This is a genomic window from Pseudobdellovibrio sp. HCB154 (assembly GCF_046267985.1).
Classification (GTDB): Bacteria; Bdellovibrionota; Bdellovibrionia; order Bdellovibrionales; family Bdellovibrionaceae; genus Pseudobdellovibrio.
The window spans coordinates 12,868-27,634 of the sequence record NZ_CP176530.1 but is presented as its reverse complement, the minus strand read 5'-3'; the positions used below and the strand labels follow the sequence as shown (position 1 = coordinate 27,634).

Genomic DNA, 14,767 nt, shown 5'->3' with positions numbered 1-14,767 from the left:
TATGCGGTTAAATGAAAAGAATATTTTTCTTTTAGATGGAATCGGCGCAGTCTTAAGCGCTTGTTTCACAGGCTTAATTCTTATTCGTTATTCTTTATTTCTAGGAATCAATGTTTCTACACTTCAAAATTTGGCTTTGCTTCCAGCGATCTATGCGTTTTATTCGCTATCGTGCTATTTTTTCGCTTCAAAAACAAAGCCTTGGATGTTGCTTACAATTATCGGGGCTAATTTATTTTACTGTTTAATTTCTTTAGGTTTAATTTTATTTCGCGAGCGCATCACTTGGCGCGGGCAATTGCTTTTAGCTGCAGAAATTATCGTTGTCCTTTTGGTGGTTCTGTTAGAGTTCAACGTCTATCGTAAAATTAAATCTTAATAATGATTCATCGGTTGGCGATTAAGTGCTGACACAATTAATTCTTTGGTAATGTCGTAATCTAAACCGTCGGGATCATTGCCGGCAGTGTTTCTCCAGCCTTGCGGTGCTTCAGGATGTGGACCCGATAAAACCACAAACCCCTTTCCTGAGTACGCTTGTGAAATCGCTGCTTTGCCATCACTGTATCTAGCAACAACGCCACCGGCCCATTCCGGTGTTGCGGGGCCACCATACCAAACTAACTGACGAGATCTGCCGTCGGCAAATTGCACGGGCACAACATCAGCTACAGCGTTGCTGTTTCCATCAGGCCACCAGTTGAGTAAGTGCGATCCGTAAATCACCAGAAAGCCGTAAGATGTTTCTGTGTTGGTGTTAGCTTGTGTTCCCACGGCAGCCCAAGCGCCAGCACAAATTCCTAAGTAACTTACGCCAAAATCGCGCACAGCTTGCCTTACGCGAAGGCGCGCAGCGCCTGTTAAGCCGCTACTAATAGTGGCGGCTTTTCCGCCGGGAACAATAATTAATGAATACTGTTTCAACTGTTCAAGCGACATTGCTTCAAGTTGTGCGGAGTTTGCAGTTTCTATTTCAAGATTCATCTCTTTAAGAATACTTTGAAACGATTGCCAATCAGACGTTGAAATACCTTGGCCGTTAAACAATAAAATTTTTTGATCGGCCGCTTCAGGTGGCGGGTAGGGTTTAATTGTGGGTTCGTTTGTTGGATCTGTTAGTGCAGTGTCGGGCAAAACAGATTTTGAATCACTGTCTGAAAAACCAAAATCAGAGCAGGCTTGAGTTATTGTCATTGCGAAAATAAGTATGAGTTTTGCTGTATGTTTCTTCATGCTTTCAAAGTGCTTTGCGCAAAAAAAAATTGCAAAGCTTTAGCCTTGCAATTTTTCTGAAATAAATTTTATCGATCTTTCGCAGGCAAAACTATTCGTTGAACCTGCGGCAAAACAAACTTACTCAAATATTAACGGTAAGCTGCTTTCGTGATTGACCAACCAGATTTTTCAACTGATTTGTCTGATTTAAAAACAACACGTGCTGATTCGCCAGTGATTGTCATCGAGAATGACTCATCCATTGAACCTGTTAATGTTTGTACTTTGTTTCCAGCAGCATCGTAAATAGTTACGAAGTCATAACCAGATTCAACATTAAATTTTTCAAAATAAATCGCAAATTCTTTAGCGCCTGGAACGCTGATTTCAAAAGTTTGATCAGTATTTGGTTTATACGGAGATTCAGAAGCGAAGTTCATCGCAACTGTTGCCCAGTTAGATGGATCATTTGCATCAGGTGGAGCTTGTGTGTTTGTTAAAGCACCGTAAGCATCAACCATACCACCAGTTCTCGTTTTACCTTTCATAGAAGCTAAAGGACGAACTGTTGCAATTAATCTTTCTTTAACTTGAGCTGCTGTTAAGTTTGGCTCGTTAGCCCATAATAAAGCGGCAACGCCGGCAACGTGCGGAGTTGCCATTGAAGTACCAGAGAAAGATTTATAAGAACCACCCGTTGTCGACATAACGTTAACACCAGGAGCGCCTAAGTGAACTGTCTTTTTACCGTAGTTAGAAAAGTCAGCTTTAGCACCGCGGTTGTCGATAGCTGCAACAGACATTACGTTTTCAACTTGGTAAGTTGATGGGTAAGTCGGAGAGTTATCGTTATTGTTATATTCATTACCAGCAGCCGCGATAAAGATCGCGCCAGCTTCATTTGAACGTTTGATCGCATCCATTAATGTTTGCGAGAAGCCGCCGCCACCCCAAGAGTTCGACATAACATGCGCACCCATTTTAGTTGCGTAGTCGATAGCTTTGATAGCATCAGCTAATGAACCAGATCCACCAGCATCTAAGAATTTAACAGCCATCATACGAACGTTCCAGTTTACACCAGCAACGCCGATGCCGTTATTCGCACGAGCACCGATTGTACCAGCACAGTGAGAACCGTGACCTTGGTCATCTTTTGCATTACCAGTTCCAGTAATTGCATTGTAACCGTAAACGTCATCTACTACGCCGTTGTTATCATCATCAACACCAGCTTTACCGTTTTTCTCAGATTCGTTCACCCACATATTGTCTACTAAGTCAGGGTGAGTGTAGTCGATACCAGTATCGATAACCGCGATGATTTTTTCGCGAGTACCAGTTTGGATTTCCCATGCTCTTTCAGCGTTGATATCTACACCGGCAACACCGACTTGGTTTTTAGGATCAGCTTGGCCAACATTTGATAAACCCCAAGTTTGTACATATAAAGGATCTGTTGGAGCTTTGTTGATTTTGTAAATGTAGTTCGGCTCAGCGATTTCAACCATTGGATTTTCATTTAATGCTTTGATAGCTGAGTCGTTAGTTTCAAAAACAGCTTTTTTAACAACAACGATATTTTGTCCTGAAATTTTTTGAGTTACGAAACCCTTAAGTTGTTGTGAAAGAGCTTGCGTAGATGCACGCATCATTCCTGGTTTTAATTTTACAACGAATTCACCTGGTACAGATTGAGTTGTAAAACTTGCGTTTGCAGTAACTGCTAACATCATTGTCGCAGCTAATGCGCTTACTTTAGAAAAATTATTTTTCATGGTGGTGGTTCCCCTCTAGTTGAAAAAATCTTAACATGCGCACGATTTGTGAGCAGTCTAGATTCCGGTTCCAGACTGAAACTGGAAAAACGGCTAGGAGAAATTACCATTCAATAAAAATTATTGTTACGCTTTTTTTGAGTTTTTAGCAGGCGTTGCGATTTCTTCATCAGAAAAATCGAACGCTAATTGTTTTGGAAATTGCACGATTTTATCGGGATTATCGCGGATAATTTTTTTCTCGGTCGGAGTCATAACATCCGCGCCAGTAGCGGCTTTGATGAGATGTTTGATAAAGGCTTCTTGGGTTGCCACTGGGGCATTTTGGTTGAAACCCATTTCTTTCATTAATTCGCTGACTTTTTTCATTTGCATCCTACTTATGATTCTCTTCGTCAGAAAAGGTCCAGGTATTTAGACTTTTGTCAGGCTGCAAATCAGAGATGAGTTTAGTTCTTCATGAACTAACGTCTGGTTGTGAGACGTATGACGCATTTTTTAAAGGTTAAACGCAGACAAAATTTTTCGAAAATATTTTCACCCCTGTATAACAAGATTCGGCGGCATCTCAGAACGAGACATCAGAACTGGTGAAAAATCGTTTAAAAGTGCGAGAATTTTTGCATCTTATGGTTTTATGAAAAAACTAAGCCTTTTATTCGCTGTTTTAAATTTAATTTCCCTCGCAAGCTTTGCCGGTCAAATCGGAGAATTTGAAGTTAAATCCTGCTCTTTAATTGTTTCACCAAACACGAATGACGAGATGCTTTCAGTATTAATGGCCAAAGGCTACCGCCCAATGAACTTATTGGGCGCTTCAAAAAACCCTGAAAATTCAAAGGATCTTATCGGCTTTCCTTATCTAGAAGAAAGTTCGTTAAATATTAAAATCGTCGGAGAGACAAAAACTCTCTATTCCATCGACGAAGTTCCCAACTGTCTTGATAATTAAATACGGTCAGTGCGGTTTAAAACAAAGCTGCCAATCAATTTAGTAGTTCCATTCGGAAGACGTTCATAAAAATTGCCGGCAATTTTATCCGAGCCTTCAATTTTATAAAGCTGAAGATAACGATCACCCACGTTGATCATATTGCCTTGGTAACCTTCGGGTTTATAACCCCAAGCATCTGTGGTGAAGGCACTGTTCGATTGAACTTTTCCCTGGCGAAAAAATTTAACTTCACCAGTCACATTATTAGCTTTTTCTGCAGGACCAACTTCAATTACCAGAGATCCATAGTCAGAACCATCAATAGCCGAAACCTTTCCGCGAAAAGTTCCAAAATATTTTTGTAAATCCTGACCTACAGTTCGCGGTGCTCCTTTTAAAAAAGCATCGATATCTGTTAGTTTTACTTTTTCTAAATTTCTAAGAATTTCTTCAGCCGAAGAGCTGTTAACAAGTGTCCATTCGGTTGATTTAAATCTTCCTGAATTTAACTTAGAAAAGCGGGGAGCTTTTTCGACAACTTCTTCAGGCTGAGCCGTTGGAGTTTCAACAGGAGCTTCAACAGGCTTTTCTTTTACGGCAACACTGGCTTTCGCAGAAGACGGTGAACACATCGCCATTTGCGCTTTGCCAGTATCTAAATCTTTTTGTTGTTGCTCAGAAATACGAAGACCCAGATCAACTAAAAATAGCGTCATCATCTTACCGTAAACTTCATCAGCTTTTTTAAGATCAGCGCTATCTAGTAGGTTTTGAAATTTTTCTTTCATCAAACGCAGCTCTTCATCAGAGCGCGCACTATCTGCCAGATTGCTTTTAGTTTCTTTATAATCTTTAGATTCTAAAATAGATGATTCGCCATAGTTACGACCCGAAACAAAGGCGATCACAACGACCACTAACACAAATAATATTTTTAAAAAATCTTTCATGCCGTGGCCTTTCTTGAAAACGACTAGCCGTCGCCGCCGCCTGCGTGTTCTTCTTTTTTCGTGATTGTGGCTTTTAGCAACTCACGATTCATTGTTGCAATATTGATTAATGAAATGTCTTTCGGACAAGCTGCAGAACATGATCCAGTTGTAGAACAAGCTCCGAAACCTTCTGCATCCATTTGCGCTGTCATATCTAAAGCGCGTTGAGCGCGCTCAACTTGACCTTGAGGTAATAAAGCCATGTGTTGGATTTTTGCAGATGTGAATAACGCTGCCGAAGCATTCTTACAAGAAGCAACGCAAGCACCACAACCAATACAAGTTGCAGAAGCCATTGCCTCATCGGCGTCCGGTTTTGGAATTAAGATATTATTCGCATCGCGGGCATTTCCAGTATTTACAGAGATATAACCACCTGCTTTAATGATGCGGTCAAAGGCCGAACGATCCACAACTAAGTCTTTTAAAATTGGAAAAGCAGAGGCTCTCCATGGTTCTAAAACCAGTGTTTCGCCGTCTTTAAACGCGCGCATGTGTAATTGACATACTGTTGTTGATTTTTGCGGGCCGTGCGCGTTTCCGTTAATCATAAAACCGCAGCTTCCACAAATACCTTCGCGGCAGTCATGGTCGAATAAAATCGGCTCTTCATTTTTTTTGATTAACTCTTCGTTAACAGCATCTAACATTTCTAAGAAAGAAGCGTCAGGAGATACGTTTTTTGCGTCGTATTCTTTAAAGCCGCCTTGAGATTTATTATCTTTTTGGCGCCATACTTTTAATTTTAAATTAATATTTGGTTTTGCATTTCCCATGTGTGCCTCAACCTTATTTGTACGAACGTGTCGCTAAATGCACGTTTTCGAAAGTTAATTCTTCTTGGTGACGAGTTTGCACTTTATCTGCAGATCCGTTCCATTCCCACGCAGCCGCATGACAGAATTTATCATCATCACGCTTAGCTTCGCCGTCTACTTGATATTCAGATCTGAAGTGACCGCCGCAAGATTCTTCACGCGTTAAAGCATCACGACACATTAATTCACCTAACTCGATGAAATCAGCTACGCGGCCTGCTTTTTCTAATTCATTGTTAATGCCTTTGCCTTCGCCAGGAACATTAACATTCGTGTGAAATTCTTTACGTAAGTTTTGAATTTTAGAAATCGCTTCTGTAAGACCTGCTTTATCACGGGCCATACCGCATTTTTCCCACATGATGTGGCCTAATTCTTTATGGAAAGATTCAACAGTTCTTGAACCTTTAACACTTAAGAATTTATTTAAGTCAGATTGAACTTCGTTAGCTGCGTGTTTGAACGCATCGTTCGTAGTTTCAACTTTACCTAATTTCGTATTCGCGAAGTAGTTACCGATTGTGTACGGAAGAACGAAGTAACCATCAGCTAAACCTTGCATTAACGCCGAAGCCCCTAAACGGTTGGCACCGTGATCAGAGAAATTTGCTTCACCAGCTACGAATAAGCCTGGGATTGTTGACTCAAGATTGTAATCTACCCATAGACCACCCATTGTATAGTGCGGAGCCGGGAAAATTCTCATTGGTTGTTTGTATGGATTTTCGCCAGTGATTTTATCATACATCTGGAAAAGATTTCCGTAGCGCTCAGCTACTTTGTCTTCACCTAAACGTTTAATACTATCTCTGAAATCTAAGAATACGGCTTTTTCACCTAAAGCACCGTGACCTTCGTCAACGCGATATTTTGCTTGGCGAGAAGCCACGTCACGCGGAGCTAAGTTACCAAAACTTGGGTAAACGCGCTCTAAGAAATAATCGCGTTCTGCATCTGGAATTTCGTTCGCAGGACGAGCGTCGCCTTTTTTAAGTGGAGCCCAAATACGACCGTCATTACGAAGTGATTCAGACATTAATGTAAGTTTTGATTGGTTTTCACCATGCACAGGAATACAAGTTGGGTGAATTTGTGTGTAACAAGGATTTGCGAAGAACGCCCCTTTTTTATGAGCTTTCCAAGCTGCTGTTACTGCACACGCCATAGCGTTCGTCGATAAGTAGAATACGTTTGAGTATCCGCCAGAAGCTACAACAACTGCATCCGCTTCGTGTGATTCGATTTCACCAGTTAATAAATTTCTAATAATCACGCCGCGCGCTTTACCATCAATTACAACTAAATCTAACATTTCACGACGAGTGTATAATTCAACAGTTCCTAAATCCACTTGGCGCATCATAGAAGAGTAAGCGCCTAATAATAATTGCTGACCTGTTTGTCCGCGAGCATAGAACGTACGAGAAACTTGTGATCCACCGAATGAACGGTTTGACAATAATCCGCCGTACTCACGCGCCAAAGGAACACCTGAAGCTACAGCCTGATCGATAATGTTAACTGAAACTTCTGCTAAACGATGAACGTTAGCTTCGCGCGCGCGGAAGTCTCCACCTTTTACAGTGTCGTAGAATAAACGATAAACTGAGTCGCCATCATTTTGATAATTTTTAGCGGCATTGATACCACCTTGTGCCGCCACTGAATGGGCGCGGCGAGGAGATTCATGCACGCAGAATGCTTTTACTTTGTAACCAAGTTCACCAAGCGAAGAAGCCGCTGATGCGCCCGCAAGGCCCGTACCGATCACGATAACAGAAAGCTTACGTTTATTCGCCGGATTAACCAGCTTCATGTCGAATTTATGTTTTGTCCATTTTTCGCCGATGGCGCCGCTAGGAATTTTGCTATCTAGTTTGTTAGACATATTATTTTCCTTTTAATAAAAATACGTAAGCAGGTTGAGATAAGAAACCAGCGACAACGATGATCGCGTAAGTCCATGCGAATTTTCTTAAACCTTTTTGCATTTTTCTCTCTAAGAAACCAAAAGATTGAAAAATTGAACTAGCACCGTGGCTTAAGTGAAACATTAATAAAACTAACGCCACAACATACCAAAGCACGTAGCCAGGTTGTTGAAACACTTCAACGATCAAGCGGTGTAAGTCGCGCATTTGCACGCCGTTAACTACTGTATCGTAGTGAGTTCCATATTTAAAAGTAGCTAAGTGTAAAATGATGAAAGCTAAAACTACTGAACCTTGCATTCCCATTGTGCGCGAGGCAAGTGTCGAAGCTTTGTCTCCGCTAGCGCTTACGGCATAACGAGAACCTTTCGCTTTACGATTTTCAACCGTTAAAGAAATCGCCGTCATCACGTGAACGATTAACGCTAAAACTAAAACGCTTTCAGCTCCGTACAATAGCGGCTTGTTAGAAACAATCGCATGCCCGTAAGCATTGTACAAATCGGGGCTTACCAGAATAAGCATGTTTCCCGCCATGTGTGATAGAACAAAACCCATCCACACTAGGCCCGATATACCCATGATATATTTTCGACCAACAGTCGACTTCACAAAATCGAACATAAACACTTCACCTTCTCATGTTGTTTTCATCTTACAATAAACCTTCGCCCTATAAATTGTCACTTTGCCACTTAAAACTAACCTGCATTTTTGCGTCACGTTATATTGATAATTCACTGTAGGATTTCAGGCACTTGCGCTAGAACAAATGGGTTCATTTATTAAACAATAATGAGGTATTTCTTGGCGCAGCCGAGAGGAGTTTAAACATGAAAATTTTCGTGTGTATTAAGCAAGTGCCGGACACTGAAACAAAAATCAAAGTGGCCGCTGATCAAAATGGTATCGATACAACTGGTATCAAATGGGTTTTAAATCCCTATGACGAATTTGCAGTAGAAGAAGCTGTAAAATTTAAAGAAAAAAATCCAACAGCTCAAGTTTGGGCAATCACGGCTGGTCCTAAAACTCGCGCAGTTGAATCTTTAAGAACTGCTTTAGCAATGGGCGCTGACGAGGCGATCGTTGTTAATGCTGATGAAAAATTAGACGCTATCTCTACGGCAAAAGCCTTAGCTGCTGCAATTAAGGCAGAGGGCGGCGCTCACTTAATCTTTACTGGTAAGTTAGCGATCGATAACAACCAATCTTCAGTTCCACAAATGGTTGCTGAGTTTTTACAAATTCCACACACTTCAGTAGTTTCTAAATTTGAAAACCAAGGCGAAAGCGTTTTGGTTGAGCGTGACGTTGAAGGTGGAGCGAAAGAAGTTGTGCAAATGATGAATCCTTCATTAGTTGCTGCAAACAAAGGCTTAAATATGCCTCGCTATGCTTCTTTACCTGGCATCATGAAAGCTAAAAAGAAAGTTGTGAAAGAAGTTGAGTTGTCAGCTTTAGGAATCGCAGCGACTGATGCAAAAGTAAAATATGTTTCTTACTCATTACCGGCTGAAAAACCAGCGGTAAAACTTTTATCTGGCGATGCTTCGGCGCAAGCGGCTGAATTAATCAAACTTCTTCGCGACGAAGCGAAAGTGTTATAGGAGTCGACGATGTCTAAAATTTTAGTTTTTGCTGAATTCCAAAATGGTAAACTTAAAAGAAGCTCTCAAGAGCTTTTACAATTCGCAGCTAAATCTGGTCACACAGTTTTAGGTTTTGCATTAGGCACGCAAGCAGGCACTGCAAACGCTGAACTTGCTCATCACGGCGCTCAAGAAATTCACTTTTCTAAAGATGCTTCGTTTGACATGTACAACCCAGAATTATTCACAGCTGCGGTTTCTGAGGCGATCACAAAAACAGGAGCAACAATTGTTTTAGCTTCTGCTTCATCTACGGCTAAAGATTTATTTCCGCGCGTCGCTGCAAAATTAAATGCAGGTGTTATCTCTGACGGAACTGAAATCACAATTTCTGGTGACGATGTAAAAGTTAAAAAACCCCTTTACGCAGGTAAATGTTTTGCAACTGGCACATTTGAAAATGCACCAGTAAAAATCGTTTTAATGCGTGCGAATCAATTACCTGTTGCTGCAGCTGATACTGCAAAAACAGCTCCTGCAACTGAGCACGCATTTGCGGCTCCTTCTTTAAAAACAATCATCAAAAATATCGTTAAAGGCACTTCAGAAAAATTAGATTTAACTGAAGCTAACATTATCGTTTCTGGTGGTCGTGGCCTTAAAGAAGCTGGTAACTTCAAGCTTTTACAAGATCTAGCAGACGTATTAGGCGCCACAGTTGGTGCTTCTCGTGCGGTTGTTGATGCTGGCTGGGTTCCACACAGCATGCAAGTTGGTCAAACTGGTAAAACAGTGGCTCCATCGCTTTACATTGCAGCTGGTGTTTCTGGAGCGATCCAACACTTAGCGGGTATGAGTGGTTCAAAAGTTATCGTTGCGATTAACAATGATCCAAATGCTCCGATTTTTCAAAAAGCAACTTACGGTATCGTGGGTGACGCTTTAGAAATCTTACCTAAATTAACTGAAGAATTTAAAAAAGCTCTTCACCACTAATTACTGGTTAATTTTTAAAGTGCATAAAATTCGCGGGCTTTTTTTAGGATTTATTGTCTGGGTCATTTACAAGTTATTGTCGATGACCTGGAAAGTTAAAATTCAAGAGCCCGACGACATGAAAACGTTGATGAAAGAAAAAAAGCCCATGATCTTGGCGCACTTTCACGGCGATGAAATCCCACTTATTTCTTTAGTTTCCCGTTATAAAATTGCCACTATGACCTCGACATCAAAAGACGGTGAGATGATGAACACTGTTTTATTACTGTTGGGCGCAAAAACTTCGCGTGGCTCGGCGACTCGCGGAGCTGTTACTGCGCTTAAGGGTTTACTTAAATATTGCAAAGACGGATCAAACTGCAGCATGGCGGTTGATGGTCCCAAAGGTCCCATTTATGAAGTAAAACCCGGTGTGTTTGAAATTGCACGTCTAGCCAAAGCTCCGATTTATGCTGGCGGAATTTCTTGTGATCGTGCTTGGCATTTTCCAAGATCGTGGAATAAGGCTTATCTTCCCAAGCCTTTCGCCCAGTTAAATATTCTGTGGTTACCTTTTAATTTTACGATCGATAAAAACACTGACCCAAGGTCGCCAGAATTAGCAAATTCCCTTAAAAATCAGCTTTTTGATGCGCGCAGCCAATCGGCCAAATTAACTTAAAATCATTGTCGAGCAAACGCCTAAGCCTTAGCATTTTATATAGGACTATATTGTCAAAAAGGAATTACTACATGAAATGGATTTTATCATTAGGCCTAGCTTTTTCTTTGTCAGCTTTTGCGCAAAAAGACTCTGACGTTGTTGCCACTGTTGGCAACAAAAAAATCACTTTAGGTGAGTTTAATAAAAAATATAAAGAAGTGACTTCTCAAGTAATCACGAACATGCCAAGCAGAAAAGTTTTCTTAGAAGACTTAATACGTTACGAAATGGGCTTACAAGAAGCTAAAAAGCGTAACCTTGAACGCGACCCAATGGTTCAAGATCGTTTAAACCAAGAGCTTTACAAAGGTTTACTTGAAAAAGAATTAGGTCAAAAAGTTCAAGAGAACAAAGTGACTGAAGCCGAAATGAAAGCTTACTACGCGAAGAACCCACAAATCCGCGTATCTGATATCTTAATCGAAGTAAAGCCGGGCGCTACAGAACAACAACGTGCCGAAGCTAAAAAGCGCGCGACTGAAATCTTAGGCGAAGTTTTAAAATCAAAACGTCCGTTTGAAGAGTTAGTTCGTTTATACTCAGACGATTTAACAACTAAAAACTTAGGTGGCGATATCGGTTGGCAATCTCGTTTAACTTTAATCCCATCTTATTACGATGCGGCTTTAAGAATGAAACTTAACGAAGTGACTTCTAACTTAGTTGAAACTCCGTTTGGATACCATATCTTCAAATTAACAGGTAAGCGTTCATACGAAGAAGCCACTAAACGTGAAATCCGCATGGCTGTATTCGATGAAAAACGTAAAGTTTTATTCGATGAATTTTTTAACAAACTAAAAAAGCAATATCCAGTAAATGTTAACTCTAAGTTGGTTGAATAATAAAAATTCAAATAGTTTATTTGGAAAAAGCCCCGCTCGCTCAGCGGGGTTTTTTGTATGTCTGACACTTGTGCTGTCGGGCTGTGATCTTTTTTCTTTCGGCACAAAATCTAAAATTGTTCTTCAGGTTGAAAACCGCACGATGACGTTAAGCCAATTTTCTATGGCTTTAGCAAACCGTTTAAAAGAGCTTGATCCCTTATCTGCGAAAGATCCTTCGGTTTTAAAAACTTTCAAAACTAAAGTAACTACAGATTTTTTAGTCGATGCTTTAATTGAACAGTGGTTTGCCGATCAAAAATTAAATTTGGATGCAAAAACTTTAGAAGCGGAACTGGCAAAAACGATTTCGCAATTTCCAAGCGATAAAGAGTTTCGTGATGAATTGGCTTCGCAAAATAAGTCTTACCAAGATTGGCGTAAAGCGGTCGAGATCGGTTTAAAGCGTGACGTTTTGTTTACGACTCTGCGTAAAGAAATGACGCCGCCAACTGATGAAGAATTAGAAGCTCACTTTCAGGCGAACAAACTTAAGTACTTTCAAAATGAATCTGTTCAGGCTGAATCAATCTTACTTCAAGATGAAAACCAAGCTGATGTGATCAAAAAGCTTTACAGAAAAACGTCGTTTGAAAATCTATTTAAAGAATACTCTTTAGACCGCGCAACTCCAGGGGCCATGAAATATGGCTGGATTGAGCGCGCTCCAGGATCACCCTTAGAGCCGTTATTTATCTCTAGAAAATCAGAACTAATTGGCCCTATTCAAGTCGCCGAGGGTTATCGACTTTACAAGGTTACTCAGCGCAAGCAGTCTTTCCAACGTACCTTTGTTGAAGTCAAGCCACAGATCAAAGCTGAAGTGGTGGCTTTACGCGAATCTGCGCGCTTTTCGGCCTGGTTAGACGAGCAAATTAAACGCCATAAAATTTTTCGAAATACCGCTGCTATTGACGCTTTGGTCGTTGAAACCCGCGAAGAATAAAGCGATATTCTTAGAATGAAAAAGTACTTCATTCTATTTGCTTTATTAATGTCTTCGGTAGCTCTTGCAGCCCCAGCTAAAGAAACTAAAAAGTCTGACAAAGCTGACTTAGTAGATAAAATTATCGCCACTGTCGGCTCGGAAGCTGTTTTACAATCTGATTTAAATGAAATTCCTGCGCGCTTAAAAAGAGACGGCTCAATTGATGAAACGATGCTTTTAGACGACAAGATCGAAGATCTAAAATCTAACCGTTCGGTTCAATTACAATATTTAATTCGTGAAAAATTAGTTGAATCAGAAATCAAACGCCAAAACCTAAGTTTTACTGAAGAGCGTGTTAATGAAGAGATGTCTGATTTGGCCAAGAAAAACGGAATGAATAAAGCGGAACTTGAGGCCTACATTAAAAAACAAGGCTTCAGCGTCACTGATTACAAAAAAACTTTAAAAGCCCGCATGGAGCGTAAAAACTTTTTTGAAACAGAAATCGTTTCGAAACTTCGCATCACTGATGATGACGCTTACAACGAATACAAAACTCGTAATCCGAAATACAAACCCAACGTAAATGAATTAAAAGTAGGAATGATTTTCTTTAATCCACGCAAAGGCACTCCAGAAGATGCTTTAAAACGCGCTGAAGTGGTTTATAAAAAATTGCAGGCTGGTGAATCGTTTGAATCATTGGCGGATAAGTACAATGAAGATCCCGATGCAAATCCAGGTGGTTTATTAGGTTCATTTAAAACGGGTGAATTAAATCCTGACATGGAAAAAGCTCTAGCGAATTTAGATGCTGGCGAAACTTCGCAAATCGTTCGCACATCACGCGGCTTTCAAATTTTAAAAGTGTTGGATAAAAAAGTAACTCAAGACCCAAATTTTTTACGCTACAAAGAACAGATCAAGGGTAGCCTTGTTGAAAAGAACTTTAAACGCCAATTAAAAAATTGGTTCGAATCTAAAAAACAAGACGCTTACATTAAAATTTATGAGTAAGTTGTTTTCTGCGGTAGCCATTACCACGGGTGACCCTGATGGTATTGGCTTTGAAGTGACCGCCAAAGCTTTAGCAAAACTTGGTCCACAGAAAAACACTTCGTTTTTTTTATTTCGTGATAAAGACCAAGAAAAGACACAAAAGCGCTATTTCAAATTAATCGATCAAAAGTTTTCTAGGCTTACCTTTAAATCGGCTAAGTCAGCATTAGCTTTTTATTATATTTTAAAAAACGCTAATGCCCTAGATGGACATTTTCTTTTTGATTTAGAGTTATCAACAACAGCCGCTGATTGGATTATTGAAGCCACAGAGCTTTGCCGTGATAAGATCATGAATTCTTTAGTCACGGCTCCGATTTCAAAAACTCTGATTAAAGAGGCTGGGTATAAGTTCGTAGGGCACACCGGAATTTTTCGCCATTACTTTCCAAAAAATCCGATGTTTATGGGTTTTATCGGAAATAAGTTTAACGTGATCATTACAACTGATCATATTGCGCTTAAAGATGTCGAAAAAGACTTATCCCCAAAGAAACTCACAGCCAGTTTTGCAGCCGCTAAAATGTTACAAGACCTGCTATCTAGTAGTAAGCCCGTAGGGCTACTGGGTTTAAATCCGCATGCGGGTGAAAAGGGTGTGGTTGGATCTTTTGAACAAAAGGTTTTACTGCCGCTAGTTAAAAAACATAAATACTTGTCAGCACCGCTTTCGCCAGATGCAGCTTTTTTCCCTGAGAATTGGTCGAAGTATTCGACGTACTTGGCTTTGTATCATGATCAGGGTTTAATCCCGTTTAAAATGATCCACGGCCAAGACAGCGGTGTTCACATTACATTAGGACTACCATTTCTGCGCACCAGCGTTGATCATGGTACGGCTAAAGATATATTTAATAAAAATAAAGCCAACGCTAATTCTATGATAGAAGCGATTGAGCTTAACTTGAAGTTACTAAAGAGGAGCTAGTGA

The 14,767-nt window shown here is 40.3% G+C and carries 16 protein-coding genes; 9 read left to right on the top strand and 7 right to left on the bottom strand.

Annotated elements, in window-relative coordinates; all coding sequences use genetic code 11:
- Nucleotide 1: 1 nt before the first annotated feature.
- Nucleotides 2-379 carry a hypothetical protein gene (locus ACKWCF_RS00135; protein ID WP_409478663.1) on the top strand — a complete coding sequence of 126 codons (378 nt, stop codon included), beginning with the start codon at nucleotides 2-4 and terminating at the stop codon, nucleotides 377-379.
- Here the strand turns inward: ACKWCF_RS00135 and ACKWCF_RS00130 are convergent.
- From ACKWCF_RS00130 to ACKWCF_RS00120, 3 genes are all read right to left on the bottom strand, one after another.
- On the bottom strand, nucleotides 376-1,194 hold the full coding sequence (locus tag ACKWCF_RS00130; RefSeq protein WP_409478662.1) for a BPL-N domain-containing protein: 819 nt from the start codon (nucleotides 1,192-1,194) through the stop codon (nucleotides 376-378). The two genes, ACKWCF_RS00135 and ACKWCF_RS00130, sit on opposite strands and share 4 nt — an antisense overlap.
- A 170-nt stretch (nucleotides 1,195-1,364) precedes the next feature.
- Nucleotides 1,365-2,993: a S8 family serine peptidase gene (locus ACKWCF_RS00125; protein WP_409478661.1), complete on the bottom strand. Its 1,629-nt coding sequence runs from the start codon at nucleotides 2,991-2,993 to the stop codon at nucleotides 1,365-1,367.
- A gap of 126 nt (nucleotides 2,994-3,119) precedes the next feature.
- On the bottom strand, nucleotides 3,120-3,362 hold the full coding sequence (locus tag ACKWCF_RS00120) for a hypothetical protein (protein ID WP_409478660.1): 243 nt from the start codon (nucleotides 3,360-3,362) through the stop codon (nucleotides 3,120-3,122).
- 268 nt (nucleotides 3,363-3,630) lie between these two features.
- Here ACKWCF_RS00120 and ACKWCF_RS00115 point away from each other — a divergent pair, with 268 nt between their 5' ends.
- Nucleotides 3,631-3,945, top strand: coding sequence for a hypothetical protein (locus ACKWCF_RS00115; protein ID WP_409478659.1), 315 nt, complete (start codon nucleotides 3,631-3,633; stop codon nucleotides 3,943-3,945).
- On the opposite strand, the gene ACKWCF_RS00110 is transcribed toward ACKWCF_RS00115, so the two are convergent.
- From ACKWCF_RS00110 to ACKWCF_RS00095, 4 genes are read right to left on the bottom strand one after another with little or no spacing between them, the layout of a single operon-like run.
- The gene (locus ACKWCF_RS00110) at nucleotides 3,942-4,877 is read right to left on the bottom strand and encodes a hypothetical protein (protein WP_409478658.1); all 936 of its coding nucleotides are present in this window, start codon (nucleotides 4,875-4,877) and stop codon (nucleotides 3,942-3,944) included. The two genes, ACKWCF_RS00115 and ACKWCF_RS00110, sit on opposite strands and share 4 nt — an antisense overlap.
- A 23-nt stretch (nucleotides 4,878-4,900) precedes the next feature.
- The gene (locus ACKWCF_RS00105; protein ID WP_409478657.1) at nucleotides 4,901-5,695 is read right to left on the bottom strand and encodes a succinate dehydrogenase/fumarate reductase iron-sulfur subunit; all 795 of its coding nucleotides are present in this window, start codon (nucleotides 5,693-5,695) and stop codon (nucleotides 4,901-4,903) included.
- A gap of 13 nt (nucleotides 5,696-5,708) precedes the next feature.
- Nucleotides 5,709-7,625, bottom strand: coding sequence for a fumarate reductase/succinate dehydrogenase flavoprotein subunit (locus ACKWCF_RS00100; RefSeq protein ID WP_409478656.1), 1,917 nt, complete (start codon nucleotides 7,623-7,625; stop codon nucleotides 5,709-5,711).
- Between the two features lies 1 nt (nucleotide 7,626).
- Complete coding sequence (locus ACKWCF_RS00095; protein ID WP_409478655.1) at nucleotides 7,627-8,292, bottom strand: succinate dehydrogenase cytochrome b subunit; 666 nt, start codon at nucleotides 8,290-8,292, stop codon at nucleotides 7,627-7,629.
- Nucleotides 8,293-8,501: 209 nt separating this feature from the next.
- Here ACKWCF_RS00095 and ACKWCF_RS00090 point away from each other — a divergent pair, with 209 nt between their 5' ends.
- The 7 genes from ACKWCF_RS00090 (at nucleotide 8,502) to ACKWCF_RS00060 (ending at nucleotide 14,764) form a co-directional block, all read left to right on the top strand.
- Nucleotides 8,502-9,278: an electron transfer flavoprotein subunit beta/FixA family protein gene (locus tag ACKWCF_RS00090; protein ID WP_409478654.1), complete on the top strand. Its 777-nt coding sequence runs from the start codon at nucleotides 8,502-8,504 to the stop codon at nucleotides 9,276-9,278.
- Nucleotides 9,279-9,287: 9 nt separating this feature from the next.
- Entirely contained in the window at nucleotides 9,288-10,256 is a 969-nt protein-coding gene (locus ACKWCF_RS00085) for an electron transfer flavoprotein subunit alpha/FixB family protein (RefSeq protein WP_409478653.1), read from the top strand.
- A gap of 118 nt (nucleotides 10,257-10,374) precedes the next feature.
- Nucleotides 10,375-10,920: a lysophospholipid acyltransferase family protein gene (locus tag ACKWCF_RS00080; RefSeq protein ID WP_409478652.1), complete on the top strand. Its 546-nt coding sequence runs from the start codon at nucleotides 10,375-10,377 to the stop codon at nucleotides 10,918-10,920.
- Nucleotides 10,921-10,991: 71 nt separating this feature from the next.
- Nucleotides 10,992-11,807 carry a peptidylprolyl isomerase gene (locus ACKWCF_RS00075; RefSeq protein ID WP_409478651.1) on the top strand — a complete coding sequence of 272 codons (816 nt, stop codon included), beginning with the start codon at nucleotides 10,992-10,994 and terminating at the stop codon, nucleotides 11,805-11,807.
- Nucleotides 11,782-12,792 carry a peptidyl-prolyl cis-trans isomerase gene (locus tag ACKWCF_RS00070; RefSeq protein ID WP_409478650.1) on the top strand — a complete coding sequence of 337 codons (1,011 nt, stop codon included), beginning with the start codon at nucleotides 11,782-11,784 and terminating at the stop codon, nucleotides 12,790-12,792. Before ACKWCF_RS00075 ends, ACKWCF_RS00070 begins: the two co-directional genes overlap by 26 nt.
- A gap of 15 nt (nucleotides 12,793-12,807) precedes the next feature.
- Nucleotides 12,808-13,794, top strand: coding sequence for a peptidylprolyl isomerase (locus ACKWCF_RS00065; RefSeq protein WP_409478649.1), 987 nt, complete (start codon nucleotides 12,808-12,810; stop codon nucleotides 13,792-13,794).
- Nucleotides 13,787-14,764, top strand: coding sequence for a 4-hydroxythreonine-4-phosphate dehydrogenase PdxA (locus ACKWCF_RS00060; RefSeq protein ID WP_409478648.1), 978 nt, complete (start codon nucleotides 13,787-13,789; stop codon nucleotides 14,762-14,764). Before ACKWCF_RS00065 ends, ACKWCF_RS00060 begins: the two co-directional genes overlap by 8 nt.
- The last annotated feature ends 3 nt before the right edge of the window (nucleotides 14,765-14,767 follow it).

Bases quoted from the DNA above. Each gene is read 5' to 3' on its own strand.
- ACKWCF_RS00125 (WP_409478661.1), bottom strand. From the start codon at position 2,993: ATGAAAAATAATTTTTCTAAAGTAAGCGCATTAGCTGCGACAATGATG.
- ACKWCF_RS00120 (WP_409478660.1), bottom strand. From the start codon at position 3,362: ATGAAAAAAGTCAGCGAATTAATGAAAGAAATGGGTTTCAACCAAAAT.
- ACKWCF_RS00060 (WP_409478648.1), top strand. From the start codon at position 13,787: ATGAGTAAGTTGTTTTCTGCGGTAGCCATTACCACGGGTGACCCTGAT.
- ACKWCF_RS00110 (WP_409478658.1), bottom strand. From the start codon at position 4,877: ATGAAAGATTTTTTAAAAATATTATTTGTGTTAGTGGTCGTTGTGATC.
- ACKWCF_RS00065 (WP_409478649.1), top strand. From the start codon at position 12,808: ATGAAAAAGTACTTCATTCTATTTGCTTTATTAATGTCTTCGGTAGCT.
- ACKWCF_RS00100 (WP_409478656.1), bottom strand. From the start codon at position 7,625: ATGTCTAACAAACTAGATAGCAAAATTCCTAGCGGCGCCATCGGCGAA.
- ACKWCF_RS00075 (WP_409478651.1), top strand. From the start codon at position 10,992: ATGAAATGGATTTTATCATTAGGCCTAGCTTTTTCTTTGTCAGCTTTT.
- ACKWCF_RS00105 (WP_409478657.1), bottom strand. From the start codon at position 5,695: ATGGGAAATGCAAAACCAAATATTAATTTAAAATTAAAAGTATGGCGC.
- ACKWCF_RS00135 (WP_409478663.1), top strand. From the start codon at position 2: ATGCGGTTAAATGAAAAGAATATTTTTCTTTTAGATGGAATCGGCGCA.
- ACKWCF_RS00130 (WP_409478662.1), bottom strand. From the start codon at position 1,194: ATGACAATAACTCAAGCCTGCTCTGATTTTGGTTTTTCAGACAGTGAT.
- ACKWCF_RS00115 (WP_409478659.1), top strand. From the start codon at position 3,631: ATGAAAAAACTAAGCCTTTTATTCGCTGTTTTAAATTTAATTTCCCTC.
- ACKWCF_RS00070 (WP_409478650.1), top strand. From the start codon at position 11,782: ATGTTAACTCTAAGTTGGTTGAATAATAAAAATTCAAATAGTTTATTT.
- ACKWCF_RS00090 (WP_409478654.1), top strand. From the start codon at position 8,502: ATGAAAATTTTCGTGTGTATTAAGCAAGTGCCGGACACTGAAACAAAA.
- ACKWCF_RS00095 (WP_409478655.1), bottom strand. From the start codon at position 8,292: ATGTTCGATTTTGTGAAGTCGACTGTTGGTCGAAAATATATCATGGGT.
- ACKWCF_RS00080 (WP_409478652.1), top strand. From the start codon at position 10,375: ATGAAAACGTTGATGAAAGAAAAAAAGCCCATGATCTTGGCGCACTTT.
- ACKWCF_RS00085 (WP_409478653.1), top strand. From the start codon at position 9,288: ATGTCTAAAATTTTAGTTTTTGCTGAATTCCAAAATGGTAAACTTAAA.